This window comes from Nocardia sp. NPDC051981, from assembly GCF_040680715.1.
Lineage (GTDB): Bacteria > Actinomycetota > Actinomycetes > Mycobacteriales > Mycobacteriaceae > Nocardia.
Genome location: NZ_JBFAXK010000026.1, coordinates 81,139 through 101,239, shown reverse-complemented (window position 1 = coordinate 101,239; position 20,101 = coordinate 81,139). Strand labels below are relative to the sequence as shown.

The following is a 20,101-nucleotide window of genomic DNA, read 5'->3' as shown; positions in this document are numbered from 1 at the left end:
CGAACCTGGCGATCCCCCCGAGGCAATGCGGAGCCGCCCGGGTCGTGATCCACGATCCGGGCGTCCGCTGCCCACGTCAGCCGGCGCTGACGCGCGTCGGCTGACGCAGCACGAAGTTCATGTCCGGACCACTACTCCCGATTCGGGTCCGGCTGACCTGCTCGAAATTGATCGCCTCGTAGTAGGCGACGTTCTCGTCCTTGCAGATTCCGCACAGCGCGCGCCCGTGCGCGTCGGATTCGGCGGTGAGCCGCGCCAGTAGCGCGCGCCCCACACCCGCCCGCTGCGCCTGGGGTTCCGCGCCCAGATAGACCAGATAGTTGTGCGGTTCGACGGGTGCGGTACGGGCGATGGCGGCATCCACCTCGATACCGCGCTTGGTCGCGCCGACGCCCATGGCCCACAGCAGCTGGGGGCCCGAAATGGCTTCCCGCCATGCCGAATTGCGGTAGCCGTCCGGAATCCACAGCGACACGCCGACGATCCGGTCGTCCACCTCCGCCACCAGCGCGCCGTCGGCGGGCAGGTAGCGGTGTTTGATCAGAACGCGAAGCATGCCGGGCGCGCGCCGACGGCGGACCACGGGATCGGGGAAGACATAATCCTCGATCGGATCGTCGGACTCGAAGGCCAGGGCGAGCACCCGGACCATGTCCTCGATGTCGGCTTCGGTGGCGCGGCGAACGACCGGTGCATCCGACTGAACCAAAACAGTCCCTTACATTTTCATGCCCGTCGGCGCCCGACCCCGATGATGGACAGTCTGCTGGTGTCCAGTGGTGCCTGCGTGTCCCCTACTGGACGATAGCCCCGCAGGCTACTGTCGAGTAGGGTACTCGTAAGTTACTGATCATGCGACCGATTCGTGTTGTGGCATAAAACGATTCACCGGGGTATGGCCTGACGCTGTGACATGTCCTAAGGTTCGCGCGCGTAAAAGCGATATCGCTTCGTTTCGCCCGGGTGACCCATGGTTCCCATAAAGTGGGAGCGTGGCCGCACTTCTAACCCAAGGGCAGACAGGTGAACTGGGCGTCGCGGATATCACCGTGACGGTGCACTTCAGCGCGGGTATCGATCTGGCCGCGCTGCTTCTCACCGATCTGGGCGCCGTCCGAGACGACAACGACCTGATCTTCTACAACCAACCCGCGGGCCCCGGCATCCAGCTGGTGCCCGGGCAGAACGCCGTCGCCGTCAGCCTGGCGTCGGTACCGCAGGGGGTGGCGCACATTCGCATCGTGGTCACCCTGGACGACCGCGACGGCCGCCTCGGCGACTATCCCGCACCGCACATAGGCATCGCCGACGAACGCGGAATCCCGTTGTACGAGTACGTGATCGACGGCCTCGGCAACGAGTCGACGGTGGCCGCAGTGGATCTGGACCGCGGCGCCGACGGCTGGTACGCCCGGGCGGTCGGCTTCGGCCATCCCGGCGGCTTCGCGGCACTGCTCGCCGATCACGGCGTGTCGATCAGCACCTCGCCGCAGCCGGTGCGCTCGGCCGCACCCGTCATCGCGCCGGTGCTGCGGGTCGGCGACACCGTCGCGCTGCGGCGGCAGGGCGCCGACCTGAGCTTCGTCAAGATGGGGCTGGGCTGGGATCCCGTCCATGTGCAGCACAAATGGGGTTCGCGCCCGGTCGAGATCGATCTGGACGCCTCGGCCCTGGTGTACGCCGGGCATGATCTGGTGGACGCGGCGTACTACGGTCAGCTGGTGACCAAGGACGGCGCCATCCGGCACTCCGGCGACAATCTCACCGGTGAGGGCAAGGGCGACGACGAGGTCATCACGGTCGACCTGACCCGGGTCGGCTCGCACGTCACCGCCATCGTCTTCGTCATCACCTCCTATGCGGGGCACACCTTCGAGCGGGTGCGCAATGCCTTCTGGCGCTTGATCGACGGCACCAACAGCGCCGAGCTCACCCGTTCCAACCTGAGCTCGGGCGGCCCGCACACCGGCATGGTGGTGGCGAAAGTGCACCGCGAGGACGGCATCTGGAAGGTGCAGGCGCTCGGTCACCCGATCCAGGCCGGACATCCGGTCGAGGCGGCGTCACAGGTCGGTAAGTTCCTCTGAGTTCCGGACCTCGGCCGGTTCGCCCGGCCGAGTTTTCCGGCGAGTCGCCGGTGTGCCGCGGGTGAACAGGTTCATCCGGGGGGCGCAGGGCGACAACTTCGTGGTGCTGCGTTACGGCGCCTGATTCCCGGTTCGGTTCGGGCGGGGCGCGTCCAATCCGGGCGCGCCCCGTTTCCGGCGGGCGTTGTGCTCTCAGGAGATGGTGATGAACCGGCCCAGCTGCGGGACGGCCTCGCCCGGATGCTTGGCCTGGAAGCCCTCTCCGATGGCCTGCAGGGCCCACTCGCCGTTCGCGCGGAACACCTTGGCCATGGCGATCGCTGTGAACGGCATGCCACCCGCCAGCGCGTACCGGGCCAGCTCGGCCTGCGTGGTGTCGTCCACCAGCCGGCAGTAGGCATTGCTGACCTGCTCGAAGGTGTGGCCCTGGTACGAGGTGACGATGAACAGCAGGGTGTTCACCTGGCGTGGCACCCGGCTCAGGTCGACCAGGATCACCTCGTCGTCCCCGGCGGCGCCCTCACCGGTCAGGTTGTCGCCCGAGTGCCGGATGGAGCCGTCCTTGGACGTCAGCTGCCCGTAGTAGGCCACGTCCACCAGGTGCCGGTCGGCGAACATGGCCACCCAGGCGTCCAGGTCGATGTTCACCGGTCGCCGCCCGAACAGACCGCCCTGCCGGGCGGGATCCCAGCCGAGCCCCATCCGAATCCGGGTCAGCGCGACACCGCCGTCCTTGCGCAAGGTGACGCGCTGGCCCTTGGACAGATTCACCGGTCGCCCGCGTGAGAGTCCGCCGTCACCGGCCGGCGGTGCGGGGTTCGGGGGCGGCGGGACCTGATAAGCCGAATTCTGCTGGGGCTGAGCGGGATACGGTGAATGTGGTGGCGGTTGAGTGCTATATGCCGAGTTCGGCGGCGGCTGAGTGGGATACGGCGAGTTCGGCGTGACATAGGTCGGCTCGACCGGCGGCGGGTAGGCCGTGGGGGACGGCGGCGGGGGCGGGGGAGCGGTGCGGGTCTCGGCGGGCGGCGCTTCCTCGACGGTGACCCCGTGATCGGTGACCAGGGCCGCGAAGCCGCCCGCATAGCCCTGGCCGACCGCGCGCACCTTCCAGGTGCCGTAGCGCCGGTACAGCTCGACCGCGATCACGATCGATTCGCTCTGCAGATCCTCGATCTTGTACTCGTACAGCGGGTTTCCGTGTTCATCGGAGACCAGCGCGATCGGCGGCGCGATGCGGCCGAAGGTGGACCCGGCCTCGTCGAGGGTGATCACCGCTCGGATCTGGGTGATGTCGGCGGGCACCTGGGTCAGGGCCACCGACAGTTCGGCGGGCTGCCCCGCCTCCCCGTTCCGCAGCCGCACCCCGGGCCCGGCCGGTTGGTTGTAGAACACGAAATCCGCGTCCGAGCGCACCTTCCCGTGCTCGGTCACCAGCAGCGCGGACAGCGCGGCGGCCGCCGCGACCCGGACGGAAACCACCAACTCCGGCGCGGTGAGCGGTCCGTTCTGACCCTTCACAAGCGTTGTTGACAAGGCCGATCCTCCCGTATCGAGACGCCCACTTGCCACTGTAGGAGACCGGGGTGCCCTCAGCAGCCGAGCTGATCGGCCAGGTCGAGGAAATCCACTGCATTGATATCGAATTCATCCGAGAACTCCGCATCGCCGAGCTCGGGATCGCCGTACTCCAGGGGACGCGTGATGAACGCCGTCCGGAATCCGAGCTCGCCGGCCGCCCGGATGTCGTACTTGTGGCTGGCCACCATCATGATCTCGGCGGGTTCCAGCCCCAGATACCGTGCCGCGAGGCGGTAGGTCCGCGGATCCGGCTTGAACACCCCGGCCATCTCCGCCGCGAACACGGCATGCCACGGCAGCTCCCCGTGCCGCGAAATCTCCACCACGGCACTGACATCCGCATTCGACAGCGTCGCCAGCGTGAACCGCTCCCGCAAGCGCCGCAGCCCCGCCACCGTATCCGGCCACGGGTCGAGCCGAGCCCAGGCCCGGGCCAGCTCGTCCCGCTCCGGCGCCCCGATCGAGATCGCCCTCGCCTCGAGCAGCGGGTCCAGCGTCTGCCGGTACACCGAGGCCACGCTCACCCAGGGCCCGTGCTCCGGCCGCTGCGACGTCGCCGCGAAATACGCGGCCCGCCACTCGTTCACGAACGCGCCCCAGTCCTCTCCCGGCCGCTCACCCCCGAGCGCGGCCTCGGCCGCCCGCCGGATGGTCGAATGGAAATCGGTAGCGGTCCCCTGTACGTCGAACAACAGCGCCTTCGGGCTCGATACGTCCACAGCCGAAGACTAGGCGAGTTGTTTGTCATAGTTCCGACGGCCGGGGACGGTTCTAGGCTGAGCCCATGGAGACGGGTAGGGCGAGTAGGACGGCGTTGGCCACCGCGTATGCGCGGGCCCATCACCAGCTTTCGGGGGAACCTCGGGTGTTCACCGATCCGCTGGCTGCGCGAATTCTGGGGATGACGGCGGATCGGATCGGGGATCTGGATACCGCGACCCTGGATCGGCCGGGCGGTAACGATCCGCGGCAGCGGGTGCGCCGGTATTTCCTGGCGGCTCGGGCTCGATTCGCCGAGGACGTGGTGGCCGCGGCGGTGGCCGACGGGACCACGCAGGTGGTGATTCTGGGGGCGGGGCTGGATACGTTCGGGTATCGGAATCCGTATCCCGGTTTGCGGGTGTTCGAGGTCGACCATCCGGACACGCAGGAGTGGAAGCGTGAGATGCTCGCGCAGGCCGGGATCGAGATTCCGGAGTCGCTCACGTTCGTGCCGGTGGATTTCGAAACCGGCACGCTGGCAGGGGGATTGGCTGCCGCCGGGTTCGATCGGGAGCGGTCGGCGGTGTTCGTCTGGCTCGGTGTGGTCATGTATCTGACCCGGGCCGCCATCGAGGAGACCCTGCGGTTCATCGCGGGTCAGGGGCAGCCGGTGCATGTCGTGCTCGACTACCTGAGCGGGGGGAACACGGACGAGGAGCGCGCGGAGGTGCGGGCGCGGGCCGAGCGGATCGCGGCGCTGAACGAGCCGTGGCTGAGTTTCTTCGAACCCGAGGAGATCGAGAACCTGCTGCGCTCAGTGGGTTTCGATACGGTCGAATTGCGGTCGCTGTCGGGATTGTTCGAGGAGTACCTCGGCGAACCGCTGGCCGATCTGCCGCCCGGGAGGGGTCGCGCGCCGCTGCTGCACGCGGTTCGCGGGCCGGCCGGGGACTGAAGATTGCCTGAAACTCCGCGCCGGGCCCGCCGAGCGGGCGCTCGATACCCGGGGACATTGGGCAAGTCTGCGGAGTGGCCTGTCCGGCCTGTGGCGCGACCGCACCCTCGCCATTGTGCGCGGGGTCGGGTATCCAGAACCCGACCACAGCCACTTCCGTTCCATGGACATCTGGCAGACGGCCTGAAGGACCTCGCCACGCATCCGCGCGGCCGCGATGTGGTGCTGATGGCCTACAGCGAGTTCGGCCGCCGGGTGGCCGCCAATGCTTCGCAGGGCACCGATCACGGCACCGCCGGACCCGTCTTCCTGGCCGGGGCGTCGGTGGCGGGCGGCTTCCACGGCGACGAGCCCAGCCTCACTGATCTCGACACCCGTACGTGTTGCCGACCGGCCCGGAACGCGGTATTCACTTCGCTCGTGTGGGAAGGCGAATCGAGGCTGAGAGTAGGAACCGGTGCGCGCCGATGTTTCTGCGGTGGGCCGGGCGAGAAACACGCATGGCCGCCGCCACCCACGGATCCGACTGCTGTCCCAGCTGCTGGCCGCAGCGGCGGAGGGTAATCCGTCCGGGATCGCACTGCGCGCGGGCGCGCAGTCGCTGACCTATGCCGAGCTCGACGAGCGATCCACCCGCCTGGCGCGGGTGCTGGTGGCTCGGGGGCTGGGTCCGGGCGATCGGGTGGTGCTGGCGCTGCCGCGTTCGCCCGAGGCGGTGGTCGCGGTCTGGGCGGTGGCCAAATCGGGGGCGGCCTTCGTACCGGTCGACCCCGGCTATCCGCCGGATCGGGTGGCGCACATGCTCGCCGACGCGGGCGCGCGCTGCGGGCTCACCCTGGCCGCACTGCGCGACCGGCTCGGCGCTGCCCTCGACTGGCTCGAACTCGACGCGCCCGACTGCGCCACGCTCGTGGCCGACGCCTCGGCGGAATCCCTGCACTTCACCGAACGCACCCGCCGCCTGCACGGCGGGGACATCGCGTATGTCATCTACACCTCCGGCTCGACCGGGGCCCCGAAAGGCGTGGCCGTCACACATTCCGGCCTCGCCGGGCTCTGCGCCGAGCAGTCCCGCCGCTTCGCCGTCACCGCCGAGTCCCGCACCCTGCACTTCGCCTCCCCGAGCTTCGACGCCGCCGTGCTCGAACTGCTGCTGGCGGTCGGAGCCGGCGCGACCATGGTGCTCGCGCCCGCGGACTGCTACGGCGGTGGCGAACTCGCGGACCTGCTGCGCGCCGAGCGGGTGACGCACGCCTTCCTGACCCCGGCCGCCCTGGCGGGATTGGAGGCGAGCGGGCTGCCCGATCTGGCGGTGGTGATCGCGGGCGGCGAGGAGTGCCCGCCGGATCTGGTCGCACGCTGGTCGCCGGGACGGTCGTTCTTCAATCTCTACGGCCCGACCGAAACCACCGTCGCCGCGACCATCAGCGCCGCGCTGACCACCGCGGATACCGTCGATATCGGCGGCCCGATCGCCGGGGGGACCGCGCTCGTCCTGGACGCCCGGCTCCGGCCGGTGCCGACGGCGGTGGCCGGTGAGTTGTACCTGGCCGGGCCGGGTCTGGCACGCGGGTATCACGAGCGTCCCGGGCTGACCGCCGCACGCTTCGTGGCGCACCCGAATGGCAAGGGGGAGCGCCTCTATCGGACCGGTGATGTGGTGCGGTGGATCAGCGGCCGTGCCGGTGTCCCGGTGCTGCAATACCTGGGCCGCAACGATTCGCAGGTGCAGCTCCGGGGCATCCGGGTGGAGCTCGATGAGATCGACGCCGTCCTGTCGGCACACCAATCCGTGGCCTTCGCAATCACTCTCGTGCGCCGGCTGCGCAGCGGGGCCGATGGTGTGGTGTCGTACGTGGTGCCCGCATCGGACGCGGTCGTGGATACCGCGAGCCTGGCCGAGTATGCGCGGCAACAGCTTCCACGTCACGCCGTCCCCGCCGCCCTCACCGTGATCGACGCCGTTCCGCTGACTCCGTCCGGCAAGCTGGATCGGGCCGCCCTGCCCGAGCCCACCGTCGCCGCGCGCCCGTACCGGCCGTCGTCGACCGCCACCGAACGTGCCGTGGCCGCCGCCTTCACGGAACTGCTCGGGGTGGGCCGGATCGGCGCGGCCGACGACTTCTTCGAACTCGGCGCAAACTCCCTGCTCGCCATCCGATTGGCCGGACGCCTGGGTGCGGATCGGGGCACCCGGGTGCCCGTGCAGTTGATCTTCGAGTATTCGACGGTGGCCGAGCTGGCGGCGGCCGTCGACGGGCTCGACGCCGGCGACCGGCGGCCGCTGACGGTGCGGTCGAACCGCGCGACCCGGGCGCCGCTGTCGCCGGCACAGCAGCGCCTGTGGTTCCTGGCGCGCCTGGACCCGGGATCGGCGACCTACAACATCCCGTTCGCACTGCGCCTGTCCGGCGAACTCGACACGGCGGCTCTGGAACTCGCCATGCGTGATCTACTCGACCGGCACGAGGCGCTGCGGACGAGCTATCCCGAGCACCACGGCACCGGCCATCAGGACATCCGGCCCGCCGCCACGGTCCAGTGGGATCTGGCGCCGGTCGACATCGTCGAGTCCGAGGTACGGCGGCGGCTGATCGCGTTGGCGGGCACGGGATTCGACGTCGCCGCCGAGGTCCCGGTGCGTGTGCGGCTGTTCCGGATCGCCGACCACGAGCATGTGCTGGCCGTCGTGATCCACCACCTGTCCGCGGACGGCTCCTCCATGGTCCCGCTCACCCGCGACCTCATGACCGCCTACGCCGCCCGTACCCGCGGTACGGCGCCCGGCTGGCCGCCACTGCGCGTGCAGTACGCGGACTACGCGATCTGGCAGTGCGAATTGCTGGGCGTGGCATCGGATCCCGGCTCACTGCTGGCGACTCGACTGCGGTACTGGCGCGAGGCGCTGGCGGGCCTGCCCCCACTGCTGGACCTGCCCACCGATCGCCCGCGCCCGCCGGTGGCGTCGCATCACGGTGCGGCCCAGCACTTCCGGGTGGATGCCACCCTGCACCGGGCGCTGGAGGAACTGGCCCGTGCGCGCGGCGCCTCGGTGTTCATGCTGCTGCACGCGGCGCTGGCGGTCGTGCTGGCCCGGCTGGCCGGGACCACGGATGTGGCGGTGGGCACGCCGGTCGCGGGCCGCGGCGAACCCGAACTCGACGATGTGGTCGGCATGTTCGTCAATACCCTGGTCCTGCGCACCCGAATCGACCCGGCGGAGAGCTTCGCCCGCCTGCTCGACCGGGTGCGCGACATCGACCTGGCCGCCCTCGCCCATGCCGAACTGCCCTTCGAACGGCTGGTGGCCGACCTGGACCCGCCGCGCAGCCGGGCGCATCACCCGCTGTTCCAAGTGGCTCTGTCCTTCCAGGAATTCGGCGCTCAGGTGCTGCGGCTGCCCGGTCTGACGGTCACCGCGGCCGATCTCGGTGAGACCTTCTCACCTGTCGATCTGCAATTGACCGTCGTTCCGCAGCGCGACGCCGAAGGCGCTGCGGGACTGAACTGTTCGTGGCGGTACGCCGTCGATCTGTTCGACGATCCGACCATCGTCCGGCTCGGCCGGCGGTTGACCGTGCTGCTCGCCGCGGTCGCCGCCGACCCGGAGCGGGCAGTCGGGGACCTGCCGCTCACCGAGGCTGCCGAACTCGCGACCTTCGCGACGGCCGGGCCCAATCACGCAGTGCCACACAGGTTCATGTTCGACCGGTTCACCGACCAGGCCCACCGAACACCCGACGCGATTGCGGTGACCGGAGACGGTGTGGCACTGACCTACCGTGAGCTTGCCGAGCGGTCGAATCGCCTGGCACGCAAGCTGATCGGGCTGGGCGTCGGTCCCGGCGCCAGGGTCGGCGCGGCGCTGGATCCCGGCCCCGATCTGGTGGTATGCCTCTACGCCATCGCGCAGGCCGGTGGCGCGTTCATGCCGATCGACCCGGGCCAGCCCGCCGACCGGATCGAGGCCATGCTGGCCGCGGCCGCGCCGGTGTGCACGGTGACCGCCGATATTCTGAATTCCGCTGAACTGTCCGAGTTCTCCGCCGATCCGGTGACCGACGCCGACCGGTTGCGGCCGCTGCGCGATCAGGACCTCGCCTATGTGATCTTCACATCCGGGTCCACCGGCCGCCCGAAGGCCGTCGGCGTCCCGCATGCCGCCCTCACCGGCTACATGGCGTTCTTCACTGCCGAGTACCAGCTGACCGAACGCGATACCTATCTCCAGTTGGTGCCCGCCACCTTCGACGCCTCTCTGATCGGTGCCACGGTCCCGCTCGCCGTGGGCGCGCACCTGGTGATCCCGTCGGGTCCGGGCCGCACCGATCCCGAGCACCTGGCCGATCTCATGGCACGCCACCGGGTGTCGGCCTTCCTCGCCGTGCCGTCTCTGCTGCGCGCGCTGCTGGACCATGCTCCGGCGGGAGCCTTCGCGGCACTGCGTGTGGTGTGGGCCGGTGGGGAAGCCCTGCCCGCCGAGCTGATCGCGCGGTTCACCGCCGCCGGCCCGGCCCGGCTGCACAACCTGTACGGGCCCACCGAGGCCACCATCTGCGTGACCGGCGCCGAAGTCACACACGTGGGCGACGCACCGGTGTCCATCGGTGCGCCGCACTGGAATTCGCGCGCCTACGTCCTCGATTCCCGGCTGCACCCCGTGCCCGTGGGCACGCCCGGGGAGCTGTACGTGGCGGGTGCTCAACTCGCCCGCGGTTACCTCGGACAGGCCGGCACCACGGCGGATCACTTCGTGGCCGATCCCTTCACCACGGCGGGCGAGCGCATGTACCGGACCGGCGATCTGGTCCGGCGTACCCATCGCGGTGGCCTGGAATACCTGGGCCGCACGGACTTCCAGCTCACGCTGCGCGGCCTGCGCATCGAACCCGGTGAGGTGGAGGCCGCACTGCGCGCGCACCCCACCGTCGTCGAGGCCGTTGTGGCGATCCGCCGTGACCGGCTGGTGGGATACTTGCGCACCGGCGGGGTCGCCCCCGACCTCGCCGACGTGCTCGCGACGGCCCGAAAGCTGCTGCCCGGCTACATGATTCCGGCCCAGCTCACCGTGGTCCAAGCCTTTCCCTTCGGACCGACGGGCAAGCTGGACCGAGCCGCGCTGCCCGATCCCATACTCCCGGTGCGGGAATACCGTGCGCCCGAGACACCCGAAGAACTGGTCATTGCGGATGTGCTCAGTGCGGAACTGGGCATCGATCGGGTCGGTCGCGAGGACGACTTTTTCGCCCTGGGTGGAAACTCCCTGTCCGCCATCCGGGTTCGCGCCGCCCTGGCCGACCGGCTCGGCCTTCCCGTGCCGCTCGCTCACCTCTTCGCCCATCCACAGGTCCGGGAACTCGCCGCCGCGCTGCGGCCGGACTCGGCCCCGACCGGCGAAGAACCCGACCCCTCGGCCGACACGGCCCTGGTCCCGGAGATCACCGCCGCGGGCCTCTCCGCGCCGCGTCCCGGCGAGCCCGCCGCCATTCTGCTCACCGGCACAACAGGATTCCTCGGCATCTTCCTGCTGCGGGAGCTGCTCGACCGAACCTCCGCCATCATCTACTGCCTGACACGCGCCCGCGATGCCTCCGCCGCCCGCGATCGGATCTCCGCGAACGCCACCCGCTTCGGCATCGACATCTCCGCCGATATCGATCGAATCGCCGCTGTCCCCGGCGATCTCGCCCGACCCTGGCTCGGCCTGACCCCGGCGGACTTCACCGAACTGACCCTGCGGATCGACGTGATCTACCACAACGCCGCCCTCGTCAACCACCTCGAGCCGTATAGCCGCATGCGCGACGCCAACGTCGGCGGCACCGTCGAGGTCCTCCGGCTGGCCACCACGGGTCGCTGCAAGCCGGTCCACTACATCTCGACCGCCTCGGTCGCCGCCGCCCCGCTCCCGCACGGTCTGCCGGGCTACGTCGCTACGAAATGGGTTGCCGAACACCTCGTCCGGACCGCCGCCGACCGTGGCCTGCCCGCTCGCGTCTACCGCCCCGGCCTGATCACGGGCGATTCCCGCACCGGCGCCGCCGGCACCGACGACGCCTGGTGGACCATGCTGCGCGCCATGCTGGTTCTCGGCCTCGCACCCGAGCTGCCGGACGCCGAGGTCGCCATGCTGCCCGTCGACCAGGCGGCCGCTGCCATCGTGGCCGCGGCCGCGGAGCCCTCGGGGCCCGGCACCGTCGGCTTGCTGCCCAGAAGGACCTTGTCCCTCAAAGCCATTCGCGACGAACTCCTGGGCCGGGGCTATCGGATCGACCTCGTCGACCCGGCGGAATTCGCGACCGCGCTGCTGACCGCGGCCGAGCAACCCGGAGCCGATGACCTGCTGGTGCGGGCGGCCGCACTCACCTTGAACTATTCGGCCGAGGTGACCGGGGCCCCGAGCGATCCGGACTCCCCCTGTCCCGGCGCCGACCGTGTGACGCTGAAGCGCTACCTCGACTACTACGTCGCCACCGGCTTCCTCCCGCCGCCGCTGTGACCCGGATCGCGCGCTCGGAATCAAAGCCCGCCGCCTGCGTTGGCACTGACCATGACTGCGGCACTGCGGGCGATCCGCTTCTCCGTCCTGGACCGCTCCCGGGTGCGCCTGGACCAGCCGCACCCGGAGGCCCTGCGCGAGACCGTCGAGTTCGCCCGGCTCGCCGAGGAGTGGGGCTACCACCGCTTCTGGGTCTCCGAACACCACAGCGTGCCCGGCGTGGCCGGGTCCGCGCCGACGGTCCTGGCCGCCGCCATTGCCGCGGCCACCTCCCGCATCCGCGTCGGCACCGGCGGCGTCATGCTGCCCAATCATCAGCCGCTGATCGTCGCCGAACAGTTCGGTGTCCTGGAATCGCTGTACCCCGGCCGCATCGATATGGGCCTGGGCCGGTCGGTCGGCTTCACCGGCGGCGTGCGCCGCGCCCTCGGCCACGATCGGCGCGACGCCGAGGACTTCGACGCCCAATTGTCCGAGCTGCTGGCCTATTTCGCGGGCGGTCGCCAGGGCGTGCACGCCTGGCCCGCGGAGGGCCTGCGGGTGCCCGCCTTCCTGCTCGTCACCGGTTCCGGGGCCGCGCGTGCCGCGCGCTTCGGCCTGCCCCTGGTCATTGCGCCCGTGTCCGGTGCGGATGCCATGGTCGAGGCGATCGAGCGGTACCGCACCGGCTTCCGCCCGGGCCCCGGCGGCGACGAACCGTATGTCGTCCTCTCCGGCTCGGTCGTCATCGCCGACACCACCGAGCAGGCCCACCGCCTGCTCCTGCCCGAGGCATGGTCGGCGGCCTGGTCCCGCACCCGCGGCGAATTCCCGCCCCTGACCCCGCCCGAGCTCATCGAGCGCGAACCCATGACCGATCGTGAGCGCGAGCTGTTCCAGGAAGCCCTGCGCGGCCACATCCACGGCACCGAATCCGAGGTCCTCGCCGACCTCGACCGCCTGGTGCGCCGCACCGGGGCCGACGAATTCCTGGTCCACACCAGCACTTACGACCGCATCGCCCGCCTGGAGTCGCACCGCCGGCTCGCGGACGCGGTAGGACTGCGCGCCGATGCGGAAGGTCGGCGCGCCTCAGCGTGAGCCGTGCCAGACGCCGTCATGCTCGCGGTGGGTGGACAGGTAGGCCGTGTCGGTGAGCAGCGTGTCGTAGAAGTCCAGGTCGATGTGCTGGGCCTGGAGGTAGTTCATGATCCAGACCGTGGGCACCGTGCCCGGGAACTTCCCGAAGGTCTCGTCGATGTAAGTCGCTTGGAGAGAGACGAATTCGCGGAAGCGGCGGTCCCACGGCGCGGCGGCGCCGCGGACGCCCGGGGTGTCGGCGAAGGGCCCCGGCGTCGCGGGGTGGTACGGCCCGCCCGGCCCGAACTTGCGCTCGGCGAGCGCCTCGACCGCGGCGGCCATGGACTCGTGGTGTGGACGGCAGAACGCCTCGAACACCCCGGGCAGCCCGGTGGGATTGGGGAACGGCCAGTCCGGATCGGCGTCATAGCGGAACCCCAGGCCCGGGACCTCCGGATCGCCGGACGCCCCCAGCACGGTGAGCCGGTCGATGCCGTCGAAGGCCCACCCGCCCAGACCCATCGCACCGAGCAGCAGATGGCCGTTCACCACCGCCGCCATGAGTTCCGCGGTGGCCTCGGTCAGCGAGTACTGCTCGACGAAGCTGAGCGGAATCGGATCGGTGAAACGTAAACGGTCCCGGTACTTTTCGATGCCCGGAATCTCCCGCTTGTTGATGTCGTCGTACAGCGCGAACCCGTTCTGGACGAAGAACCCGATATTGGCCAGCAGCTGCTGGGCCACATCCGCGACCGGTATCACCAGCAGCGAGCCGGGGTGATTGGCGATCCAGGTGTTGTGGCCCTCCAGGTACGGCTCCTCGCGCGGAATGTGGATGCGCTTGTCCGACAACCGGATCACCCGCGCCAGCAGCGCGTTCAGCTGGGTCTCGGCGGCACCCTCGCCCTCGGCGTAGGTCGCCGTCGGCGGGGCGTCGCGGGTCGGCAGGAAATAGATCCCGGAGTCGTCGGTGAAAAAGAACTCGCTGGTGTGGAATCCGGCCGCCGAGGCGAAGGTTCGTCCCGTCGCCGACCCGCTGTAGTTCGGCCACGCGGGCGCGTATCCGGGATGGTGGCTGATCCCGAAATGCCAGCCGGTCCAGCCCGCGACGGTATTGAGCACGACCGCTCGCTCCAGCTCGCTCAGCGCGCGCGGCGCGTGCTTGCTGGTGAACGCCAGCGGGCCCGCCGGGATACTCCCGCCCAGCGGAAAGCGCCGGGAGCGCCGTCCGTAGATGGCATCCAGGAGCGGGAACCGCGCCAGTTCGCGCAGCGCGTTCCGTTCGCCATCCCCAAGAGTCAAGGGCGGCAATCCCACAGAGCTCGTATCCGGCATAGTTCTCCCAAGGTAAACGGAAGGTGAACAGAACTTGACCAAAAGGTCGATAGTGGGCCATAATTGCCGATCTGTGCCTCGCAACCCGCGAGGTTTGTGCAATCGGTATTACGCCGGCGCAACTCCGGAAGGAGGGCTGTCATGGCTTTCATCAACTTCTCTCGCAATCCGCTGACCGTGCTCTCGGTCCTCGCAGAGCGTTCCCGCTCGGCGCTGACCGCTCAGGAGCGGGCCAATCTGCGGTCCACGCGCGCCCGCGCCGCGATCTTCAACGCCGCGCTGGGCGCCCACAGCACCCGCTGAGCCCGGGCTGCGCAAAGTCGCCGGGCCGACGCCCGCTGTCCCGAATCATTCGGGGCGGCGGGCGTTTTCGTAATTCGGCCGGCCGCCGGCGGGCACCGCCGGAGTTCGAAACCAGGCTGGTGGTTTGGTTCGCGCGCTCCTCGGCGTGCCACCTGTCGACACCCAATCGACTGTCATAGCCGAAAGGTATCAGGCCGCGATCGGGAATTTGTGACCGGGCTCACGCTTGAAACCGACGTAGCGTCAGGTTTTAGCGTGGGTGGAGCACACCGAAAGGGAGGCGTGATGGGTGAGCGGACCTGGCGGGTCGGGGAATTGGCCCGGGAGACCGGGGTGACCGTGCGGACGCTGCATCACTACGACCGGCTCGGGCTGGTGACGGCGTCCTCGCGCACCGGTGGCGGACATCGCTGCTACGGCGAGCCGGACGTGCGGCGGCTGCATCGCGTGATCGCGTTGCGGGACTTCGGGTTCACGCTCGAGGAGATCGCGGGCGCACTCGCCGACGCCCCGGATCAGGACCCCCGGGACCTGGTCCGCCAGCAGCTCGAGGTGCTGGACCGCCGGATCGCACAGGCCCTGCGCCTGCGCGCCCGCCTACTCGGTGTGCGCGACGGCCTCGACCGCATGGCCGAGCCGTCGGCACTGGAGTTCCTGCGATTGATCGAGGAGATGGTGGCCATGAATCAGCCCATGACACTGGAGGAATTCACCCGTCTCGCCCAGCGGCGCGAGGCCCGCATGCGAGAGCTCACCGAGGAACAGCGCGCCGAGTTGTTCCAGCGCCGCGAGGCCGCCTTCGCCGCATTGAGCGCCGAAGACGTCGAGCGCATGCAGGAGGAGCGGCGACGCTACCTGCCGCCCGGCTTCGAACCCGATGGCGCGCAAGGGTAGTCACATCGGCGAGTGTGGCCCCGGTGTCCCGCCGGGCCACACTTGTGTCTGTGCCTCATTGATCAGCGGAGGGCGGCTCGGGCTCCAGCGGCCTCGAGCCTGATCCGGGCCGCCTCGGCGGCATCCTTGTCGACCTTCTCCAGGACCGCCTTGGGGGCCGCCTCGACCAGGTCCTTGGCCTCCTTGAGGCCGAGGCCGGGAATGATCTCCCGCATGGCCTTGATGACCTGAATCTTCTTGTCCCCGAAGGATTCCAGGACGAGATCGAATTCGCTCTGCTCGTCCGCGGCCTCGGCCGGCGGCGCGTCCGCCACGGCCTGGACGGCCACGGGCGGCGCGGCGGTGACACCGAACTCTTCCTCGAACGCCTTCAGGAACTCCGAAAGCTCCAGCAGCGTCATACCTTTGAAAACGTCGAGCAACTCGACAATGGTCATCTTGGCCATGATGTACCCCTTGCAACGCTGACCAGGCGATACGAACAAGTCTAAGCGTGCGGGGCCGCCAAGGTCATCAGATATTCGCGTTCCCCGCGTGTCAGCGGGCGTGGCGCGCCGTCGTCGATGGCGACCAGCGTGGAAGTGGCGGAGAGGTACAGGTATTCGGCGTCGCGGACCTCATGGGCCAGGGTGAACGAGGTGGTGCCGATACGCTCCACTGCCGAGGTCACGGTGACCGGCGCGGCCCGGAAGAGCAGCGGCATGCGATAGGACAGGCGCTGGCCCGCGACCACCACCCGCCACGGGGCGCCGCCGGATTCGTGTCTATCCGCAAGAGATTCGTGGCTACCCTGAAGAGATTCGTGGCTACCCGCGAGAGACTCGTAGCGGCCCAGCAGATCCGAGCGGGCCTCGTCCAGGTACTGGGCGAACACCACATTGTTGAGGTGCTGCTGCGCGTCGATGTCGGTGCGGCGCAGCTGGATGTCGTAGGTGTGCATCAGGCTTCCAGATCCTTCAGCAGGTGGCGCTGATCCTCGGGCAGTGGGCGCGACCTCTGGGTGGCCGGGTCGAAGGCGACCATGGTGCACACGGCCGTGGAGTACACCACGTCCTCGTCCCGGATCTCCTGCTGCAGCGCGAACGACGAGGTGCCGATCTTGGTCACCCAGGTCTCCACCCGCACCGGTTCCTGGCGGTAGCGCAGCGGCGTCAGGTAGTCGATGTCCATCTGCGCGACCACATTGGCGCCGCCGAAATCCCGCGTCCAGAACAGGTCGATCCGGGATTCCTCCAGGTAGCGCAGGTGCGCCGCATTGTGCACATGCCCGTCGGCGTCCATGTCGGACCACCGAAGGGGGCAGAGGAAAAGGTGTCGGGCCACCCCGCATTCATATCAAGCGGGCCGGGGTGATTCAGCTCATGCCATTCGGGGCGGCAACCTCCGGGGCTAGTGCCGGATGGCCGAATCTGCCAGAGTCGTGTCATTGACGCCATTGGGGCGGAGACCGCAGGCTGAAGTCATGCGGGTGGTGCTGATTGTGGTCTTCGACGGGTTCCAGCTGACCGATGTCGCCGGGCCCGCCGACGTGTTCGCCGGGGCGGCCGCGCTCGGCGCGACCCCGGGCTACCGGGTCGAACTGGCCGCCGCACAGGCCGGTCCGGTGCGTTCCTCGTGCGGCATCGAGGTGACCGCGGCGCACGGGCTCGACACCTGGGACGGACCGCTGGACACACTGCTCGTGGTGGGCGGGCTGACCGTTTGGGCCGCGGCCGGGGACGCCGAGTTGGTGACCGGCATCCGGCGGCTGGCCGCCGGCTCAGGTCGGGTGGGCTCGGTCTGCTCGGGCACCTTCCTGCTGGCCCGGGCCGGACTGCTGGACGGCCGCCGCGCCACCACGCACTGGGCGGGCGGCGAGCTGCTGGCCGAGCAGTTCCCGGCCATCACCACCGAACCCGACCGCATCTACGTGCGCGACGGGCCGATGTGGACCTCGGCCGGGGTGACCGCGGGCATCGACCTGGCGCTGGCCATCGTGGCCGCCGACCACGGCCCGGACCTGGCGCGCGAGGTGGCGCGCTGGATGGTGGTGTATCTGCATCGGCCGGGCGGGCAGAGCCAGTTCAGCGCGCCGCTCGCGGCCAACCCGCCCAAGCGGAATTCGCTGCGGGCGCTGCAGGTCTGGATGGAGGAGAATCCGGAGGCGGATCTCTCACTGCCCGCGCTGGCCGGGCAGGTCGGCATGAGCATCCGGCATTTCTCCCGAGTCTTCGCGGGCGAGACCGGGACCACCCCTGCCCGCTATGTCGAGCAGGTCCGCGTGGCCGCGGCCCGGCGCCTGCTGGAGACCACCGACCAGCCCATGGACCGGATCGCCGCCGCCGTCGGGCTCGGGAGCCCCGAGACCCTGTACCGAATCTTCCACCGTCAGCTGGGCATACCGCCGGGCGAGTACCGCGCCCGGTTCACCACATTCTGAAAGGGAGAGTGTCCCATGACATTCCAGATCGCCATCGTGCTCTACCCGGGCATGACCGTGCTGGACGCGATCGGGCCGTACGAGGTGCTGCGGATGATTCCGGACAGCGAATTGCGGTTCGTCTCCAATGAGGTCGGCCCGATCGTCTCCGACAGCGGAGTGCTGGCGCTGGGCGCGACCCACACCTTCGCCGAGACGCCCGCACCGGATCTGGTGCTGGTCGGCGGATCCGAGGCCGCGACCACCGAGGCCATGGCCAACCGCGAGCTCATCGACTGGCTGCGGGCCGTGCACCCGAGCACGCAGTGGACCACCTCGGTCTGTTCCGGTGCGCTGATCCTGGCCGCCGCCGACATCCTGCGCGGCCATCCCGCCACCACGCACTGGGCCGCCCAGTCCGCCCTGGCCGCGTTCGGGGCCGAATCGCGTCCGCACGACCGGATCGTGCACAGCGGCAAGATCGTCACCGCCGCCGGGGTTTCCGCCGGAATCGACCTCGGGCTGTGGCTGGTCGGCCGGATCGCGGGGGAGCAGGTCGCGCAGATGACCCAGCTCTACATCGAATACGACCCGCACCCGCCGTTCGACACCGGCCACCCGGACAAGGCGCCCGCCGAGATCATGCGCAAGGCCCGACTGGAGATGACCAAACGCGCCGCCACACCCCGCCTTCCGGTCGACCTGGCCACCACCTTCTGGCGGCTGACCCTCAACCGCATGCGAGAACGCGCCGCCGCCAAGCGCTGACCTCCCGTACCGTCGGAAGGGTGACCGGGCTGCTCTCGGCGAACGATCTGCTCGACGCCATGGCCGGGCACGAGACCACGGTGAACCTGGTCGGCAATGGCATGCTCGCCCTGCTGCGCGACCGTCCCTGGCTGGAACGGCTGCGCGACACCGCGTCGACCCACGGCCGACCGTACTGCCCACCTGGGCTTCGGGCTACGGCATCCACTACTGCGTCGGCGCGCCCCTGGCCCGCCTCGAGGGCCGGGTGGCCTTCACCGCACTGCTGCAACGCTTTCCGGACATCACGCTGGCCGTCGACGACTCCGAGCTGCGGTGGTATCCGAATGCCATGATCCACGGCTTGAAGCGATTGCCCGTGCGACTGCGTTCCTGACCTGGCTCCGGGGTGCGGAGATCCGGGAATCGAAATTCCCCGGCGACGAGCGATGACTTTTCGTCGGCGCGGCGGTCTATATACGTGAACTGACGTTCGAATTATCCGTCGAGTCAGAAGAGTTGATCTTTCATGACCGTATTCGCCATCTATGGGGCCACTGGTCACACCGGTCGCCTGGTCGCCGCCGATCTCACCGCACGAGGAAAGGAGGTGGTGGTGTCCGGGCGGGATCCGGATGCTTTGGCTGCTCTGGGTTATTCGCGGGTGATGCCCGCGGCGCTGGATGATCCGGGAGCATTGCGGGCGCTGGCGGAGGCCGCCGACGTGATCATCCACTGCGCGGGGCCCTTCGCCACCACCGGACTGCCGGTCGCCACCGCCGCCGTCGAGGGCGGTTGCCACTATGTCGATCACGCGGTGGAGGTGCACCACGTCAAGCGGCTCTTCGACAGCTTCACCGAACCCGCGCAGCGCGCCGGGATCACCATGCTGCCGAGCGTGAGTTTCTATGGGGGACTAGGTGATCTGCTGGCCGGTGCGGTCGCGCACGGGATCCCCGACATCGACCGGATCACGGTGGCCTACAACGTCACCAACTGGATGATGACCCACGGCGCGGTGGAGACCGCGCGGCTGCTGTTCGCCGACACCGATCGCATCGGCTACGAGGACGGCGAACAGCGGTACGGATTCGTGGAACCGCGACAGGCGATCTTCGCGTTCCCGCCGCCGGTCGGGCCGCGGCCCATGATCGCGCCGGTGCCGTTTCCGGAAGCGGTCACGGTGCCCCGGCACACCCGCACCAGAGCGGTGGAGGCGCAGCTGACCTCGCGCACCTTCGAGGAGGAGCAGGCCTTCGCCAGTGAGCAGGTGGACGCGGCCGCCCGCGCGGCGAGCGAATTCATGATCGCCGCACAGGTTCTCGCGCCCGGCGGATCCGTGGCCGGGACGCTGACGGGCCGGGACCTGTGGTCGGCGGCAGCGCTGGCTTCGGTGGAAGCCGCGGTGCGGCTCACCGACGGTGGCGTCAAGAGCGGAGTCGCCAGTCCCGGTGAGGCTTTCGACGCCGTGGACTTCCTGACCGGCCTCGCCGCGCGCGGGGCCTTCGAACTGCGGTTGCCGGCGACGGCGTGAGGAGCAG

The 20,101-nt window shown here is 69.5% G+C and carries 17 protein-coding genes and 1 pseudogene; 11 read left to right on the top strand and 7 right to left on the bottom strand.

Annotation, left to right across the window (positions count from 1 at the left end; genetic code table 11):
- Positions 1 to 76: 76 nt before the first annotated feature.
- Positions 77 to 709: a GNAT family N-acetyltransferase gene (locus AB0L60_RS33780; protein WP_364622564.1), complete on the bottom strand. Its 633-nt coding sequence runs from the start codon at positions 707 to 709 to the stop codon at positions 77 to 79.
- A gap of 283 nt (positions 710 to 992) precedes the next feature.
- Here AB0L60_RS33780 and AB0L60_RS33775 point away from each other — a divergent pair, with 283 nt between their 5' ends.
- Positions 993 to 2,087, top strand: a complete 1,095-nt coding sequence (locus AB0L60_RS33775) for a TerD family protein (RefSeq protein WP_364622562.1) — start codon at positions 993 to 995, stop codon at positions 2,085 to 2,087.
- A gap of 192 nt (positions 2,088 to 2,279) precedes the next feature.
- Here AB0L60_RS33775 and AB0L60_RS33770 read toward each other — a convergent pair whose 3' ends face one another.
- Together AB0L60_RS33770 and AB0L60_RS33765 are read right to left on the bottom strand one after the other, a co-directional pair.
- A complete protein-coding gene (locus AB0L60_RS33770; protein ID WP_364622560.1) occupies positions 2,280 to 3,623 on the bottom strand; it encodes a TerD family protein in 1,344 nt (447 codons plus the stop codon).
- A 56-nt stretch (positions 3,624 to 3,679) separates the two neighbouring features.
- A complete protein-coding gene (locus AB0L60_RS33765) occupies positions 3,680 to 4,387 on the bottom strand; it encodes a haloacid dehalogenase type II (protein WP_364622558.1) in 708 nt (235 codons plus the stop codon).
- Positions 4,388 to 4,452: 65 nt separating this feature from the next.
- Here AB0L60_RS33765 and AB0L60_RS33760 point away from each other — a divergent pair, with 65 nt between their 5' ends.
- The 4 genes and pseudogenes from AB0L60_RS33760 to AB0L60_RS33745 all read left to right on the top strand — a co-directional run bounded on the left by AB0L60_RS33760 (position 4,453) and on the right by AB0L60_RS33745 (position 12,904).
- A complete protein-coding gene (locus AB0L60_RS33760; RefSeq protein ID WP_364622555.1) occupies positions 4,453 to 5,325 on the top strand; it encodes a class I SAM-dependent methyltransferase in 873 nt (290 codons plus the stop codon).
- Between the two features lie 183 nt (positions 5,326 to 5,508).
- Positions 5,509 to 5,697: pseudogene (locus AB0L60_RS33755) on the top strand (DUF1501 domain-containing protein); the annotation flags it as partial.
- Positions 5,698 to 5,782: 85 nt separating this feature from the next.
- Positions 5,783 to 11,824 carry an amino acid adenylation domain-containing protein gene (locus tag AB0L60_RS33750; RefSeq protein ID WP_364622552.1) on the top strand — a complete coding sequence of 2,014 codons (6,042 nt, stop codon included), beginning with the start codon at positions 5,783 to 5,785 and terminating at the stop codon, positions 11,822 to 11,824.
- 51 nt (positions 11,825 to 11,875) lie between these two features.
- Positions 11,876 to 12,904: an LLM class flavin-dependent oxidoreductase gene (locus AB0L60_RS33745; protein ID WP_364622549.1), complete on the top strand. Its 1,029-nt coding sequence runs from the start codon at positions 11,876 to 11,878 to the stop codon at positions 12,902 to 12,904.
- Here AB0L60_RS33745 and AB0L60_RS33740 read toward each other — a convergent pair.
- On the bottom strand, positions 12,896 to 14,218 hold the full coding sequence (locus AB0L60_RS33740; protein ID WP_364622546.1) for a hypothetical protein: 1,323 nt from the start codon (positions 14,216 to 14,218) through the stop codon (positions 12,896 to 12,898). The genes AB0L60_RS33745 and AB0L60_RS33740 overlap by 9 nt on opposite strands.
- Positions 14,219 to 14,359: 141 nt before the next feature.
- Between AB0L60_RS33740 and AB0L60_RS33735 the strand changes: the two genes are divergently transcribed.
- Both AB0L60_RS33735 and AB0L60_RS33730 read left to right on the top strand, forming a co-directional pair.
- Entirely contained in the window at positions 14,360 to 14,521 is a 162-nt protein-coding gene (locus AB0L60_RS33735; RefSeq protein ID WP_364622543.1) for a hypothetical protein, read from the top strand.
- Between the two features lie 285 nt (positions 14,522 to 14,806).
- Positions 14,807 to 15,415: a MerR family transcriptional regulator gene (locus AB0L60_RS33730; protein ID WP_364622541.1), complete on the top strand. Its 609-nt coding sequence runs from the start codon at positions 14,807 to 14,809 to the stop codon at positions 15,413 to 15,415.
- 62 nt (positions 15,416 to 15,477) lie between these two features.
- Here the strand turns inward: AB0L60_RS33730 and rplL are convergent, their stop codons facing one another.
- Genes rplL through AB0L60_RS33715 form a run of 3 tightly spaced genes read right to left on the bottom strand, consistent with a single transcriptional unit; the run spans position 15,478 to position 16,696 of the window.
- Positions 15,478 to 15,861: a 50S ribosomal protein L7/L12 gene (rplL, locus tag AB0L60_RS33725; RefSeq protein WP_357001394.1), complete on the bottom strand. Its 384-nt coding sequence runs from the start codon at positions 15,859 to 15,861 to the stop codon at positions 15,478 to 15,480.
- Positions 15,862 to 15,902: 41 nt separating this feature from the next.
- Positions 15,903 to 16,355: a thioesterase family protein gene (locus tag AB0L60_RS33720; protein ID WP_364622537.1), complete on the bottom strand. Its 453-nt coding sequence runs from the start codon at positions 16,353 to 16,355 to the stop codon at positions 15,903 to 15,905.
- Positions 16,355 to 16,696 (bottom strand): thioesterase family protein, encoded by a 342-nt coding sequence (locus AB0L60_RS33715; protein WP_364622534.1) that lies wholly within the window; start codon positions 16,694 to 16,696, stop codon positions 16,355 to 16,357. Before AB0L60_RS33715 ends, AB0L60_RS33720 begins: the two co-directional genes overlap by 1 nt.
- A 181-nt stretch (positions 16,697 to 16,877) precedes the next feature.
- Here AB0L60_RS33715 and AB0L60_RS33710 point away from each other — a divergent pair, with 181 nt between their 5' ends.
- The 4 genes from AB0L60_RS33710 to AB0L60_RS33695 all read left to right on the top strand — a co-directional run bounded on the left by AB0L60_RS33710 (position 16,878) and on the right by AB0L60_RS33695 (position 20,094).
- Positions 16,878 to 17,834, top strand: a complete 957-nt coding sequence (locus tag AB0L60_RS33710) for a GlxA family transcriptional regulator (RefSeq protein ID WP_364622531.1) — start codon at positions 16,878 to 16,880, stop codon at positions 17,832 to 17,834.
- Between the two features lie 15 nt (positions 17,835 to 17,849).
- Positions 17,850 to 18,581, top strand: a complete 732-nt coding sequence (locus AB0L60_RS33705) for a DJ-1/PfpI family protein (protein ID WP_364622528.1) — start codon at positions 17,850 to 17,852, stop codon at positions 18,579 to 18,581.
- Positions 18,582 to 18,828: 247 nt separating this feature from the next.
- Positions 18,829 to 18,957, top strand: coding sequence for a hypothetical protein (locus tag AB0L60_RS33700; RefSeq protein WP_364622525.1), 129 nt, complete (start codon positions 18,829 to 18,831; stop codon positions 18,955 to 18,957).
- Positions 18,958 to 19,089: 132 nt separating this feature from the next.
- Complete coding sequence (locus tag AB0L60_RS33695; RefSeq protein ID WP_364622522.1) at positions 19,090 to 20,094, top strand: saccharopine dehydrogenase NADP-binding domain-containing protein; 1,005 nt, start codon at positions 19,090 to 19,092, stop codon at positions 20,092 to 20,094.
- Positions 20,095 to 20,101 lie beyond the last annotated feature (7 nt).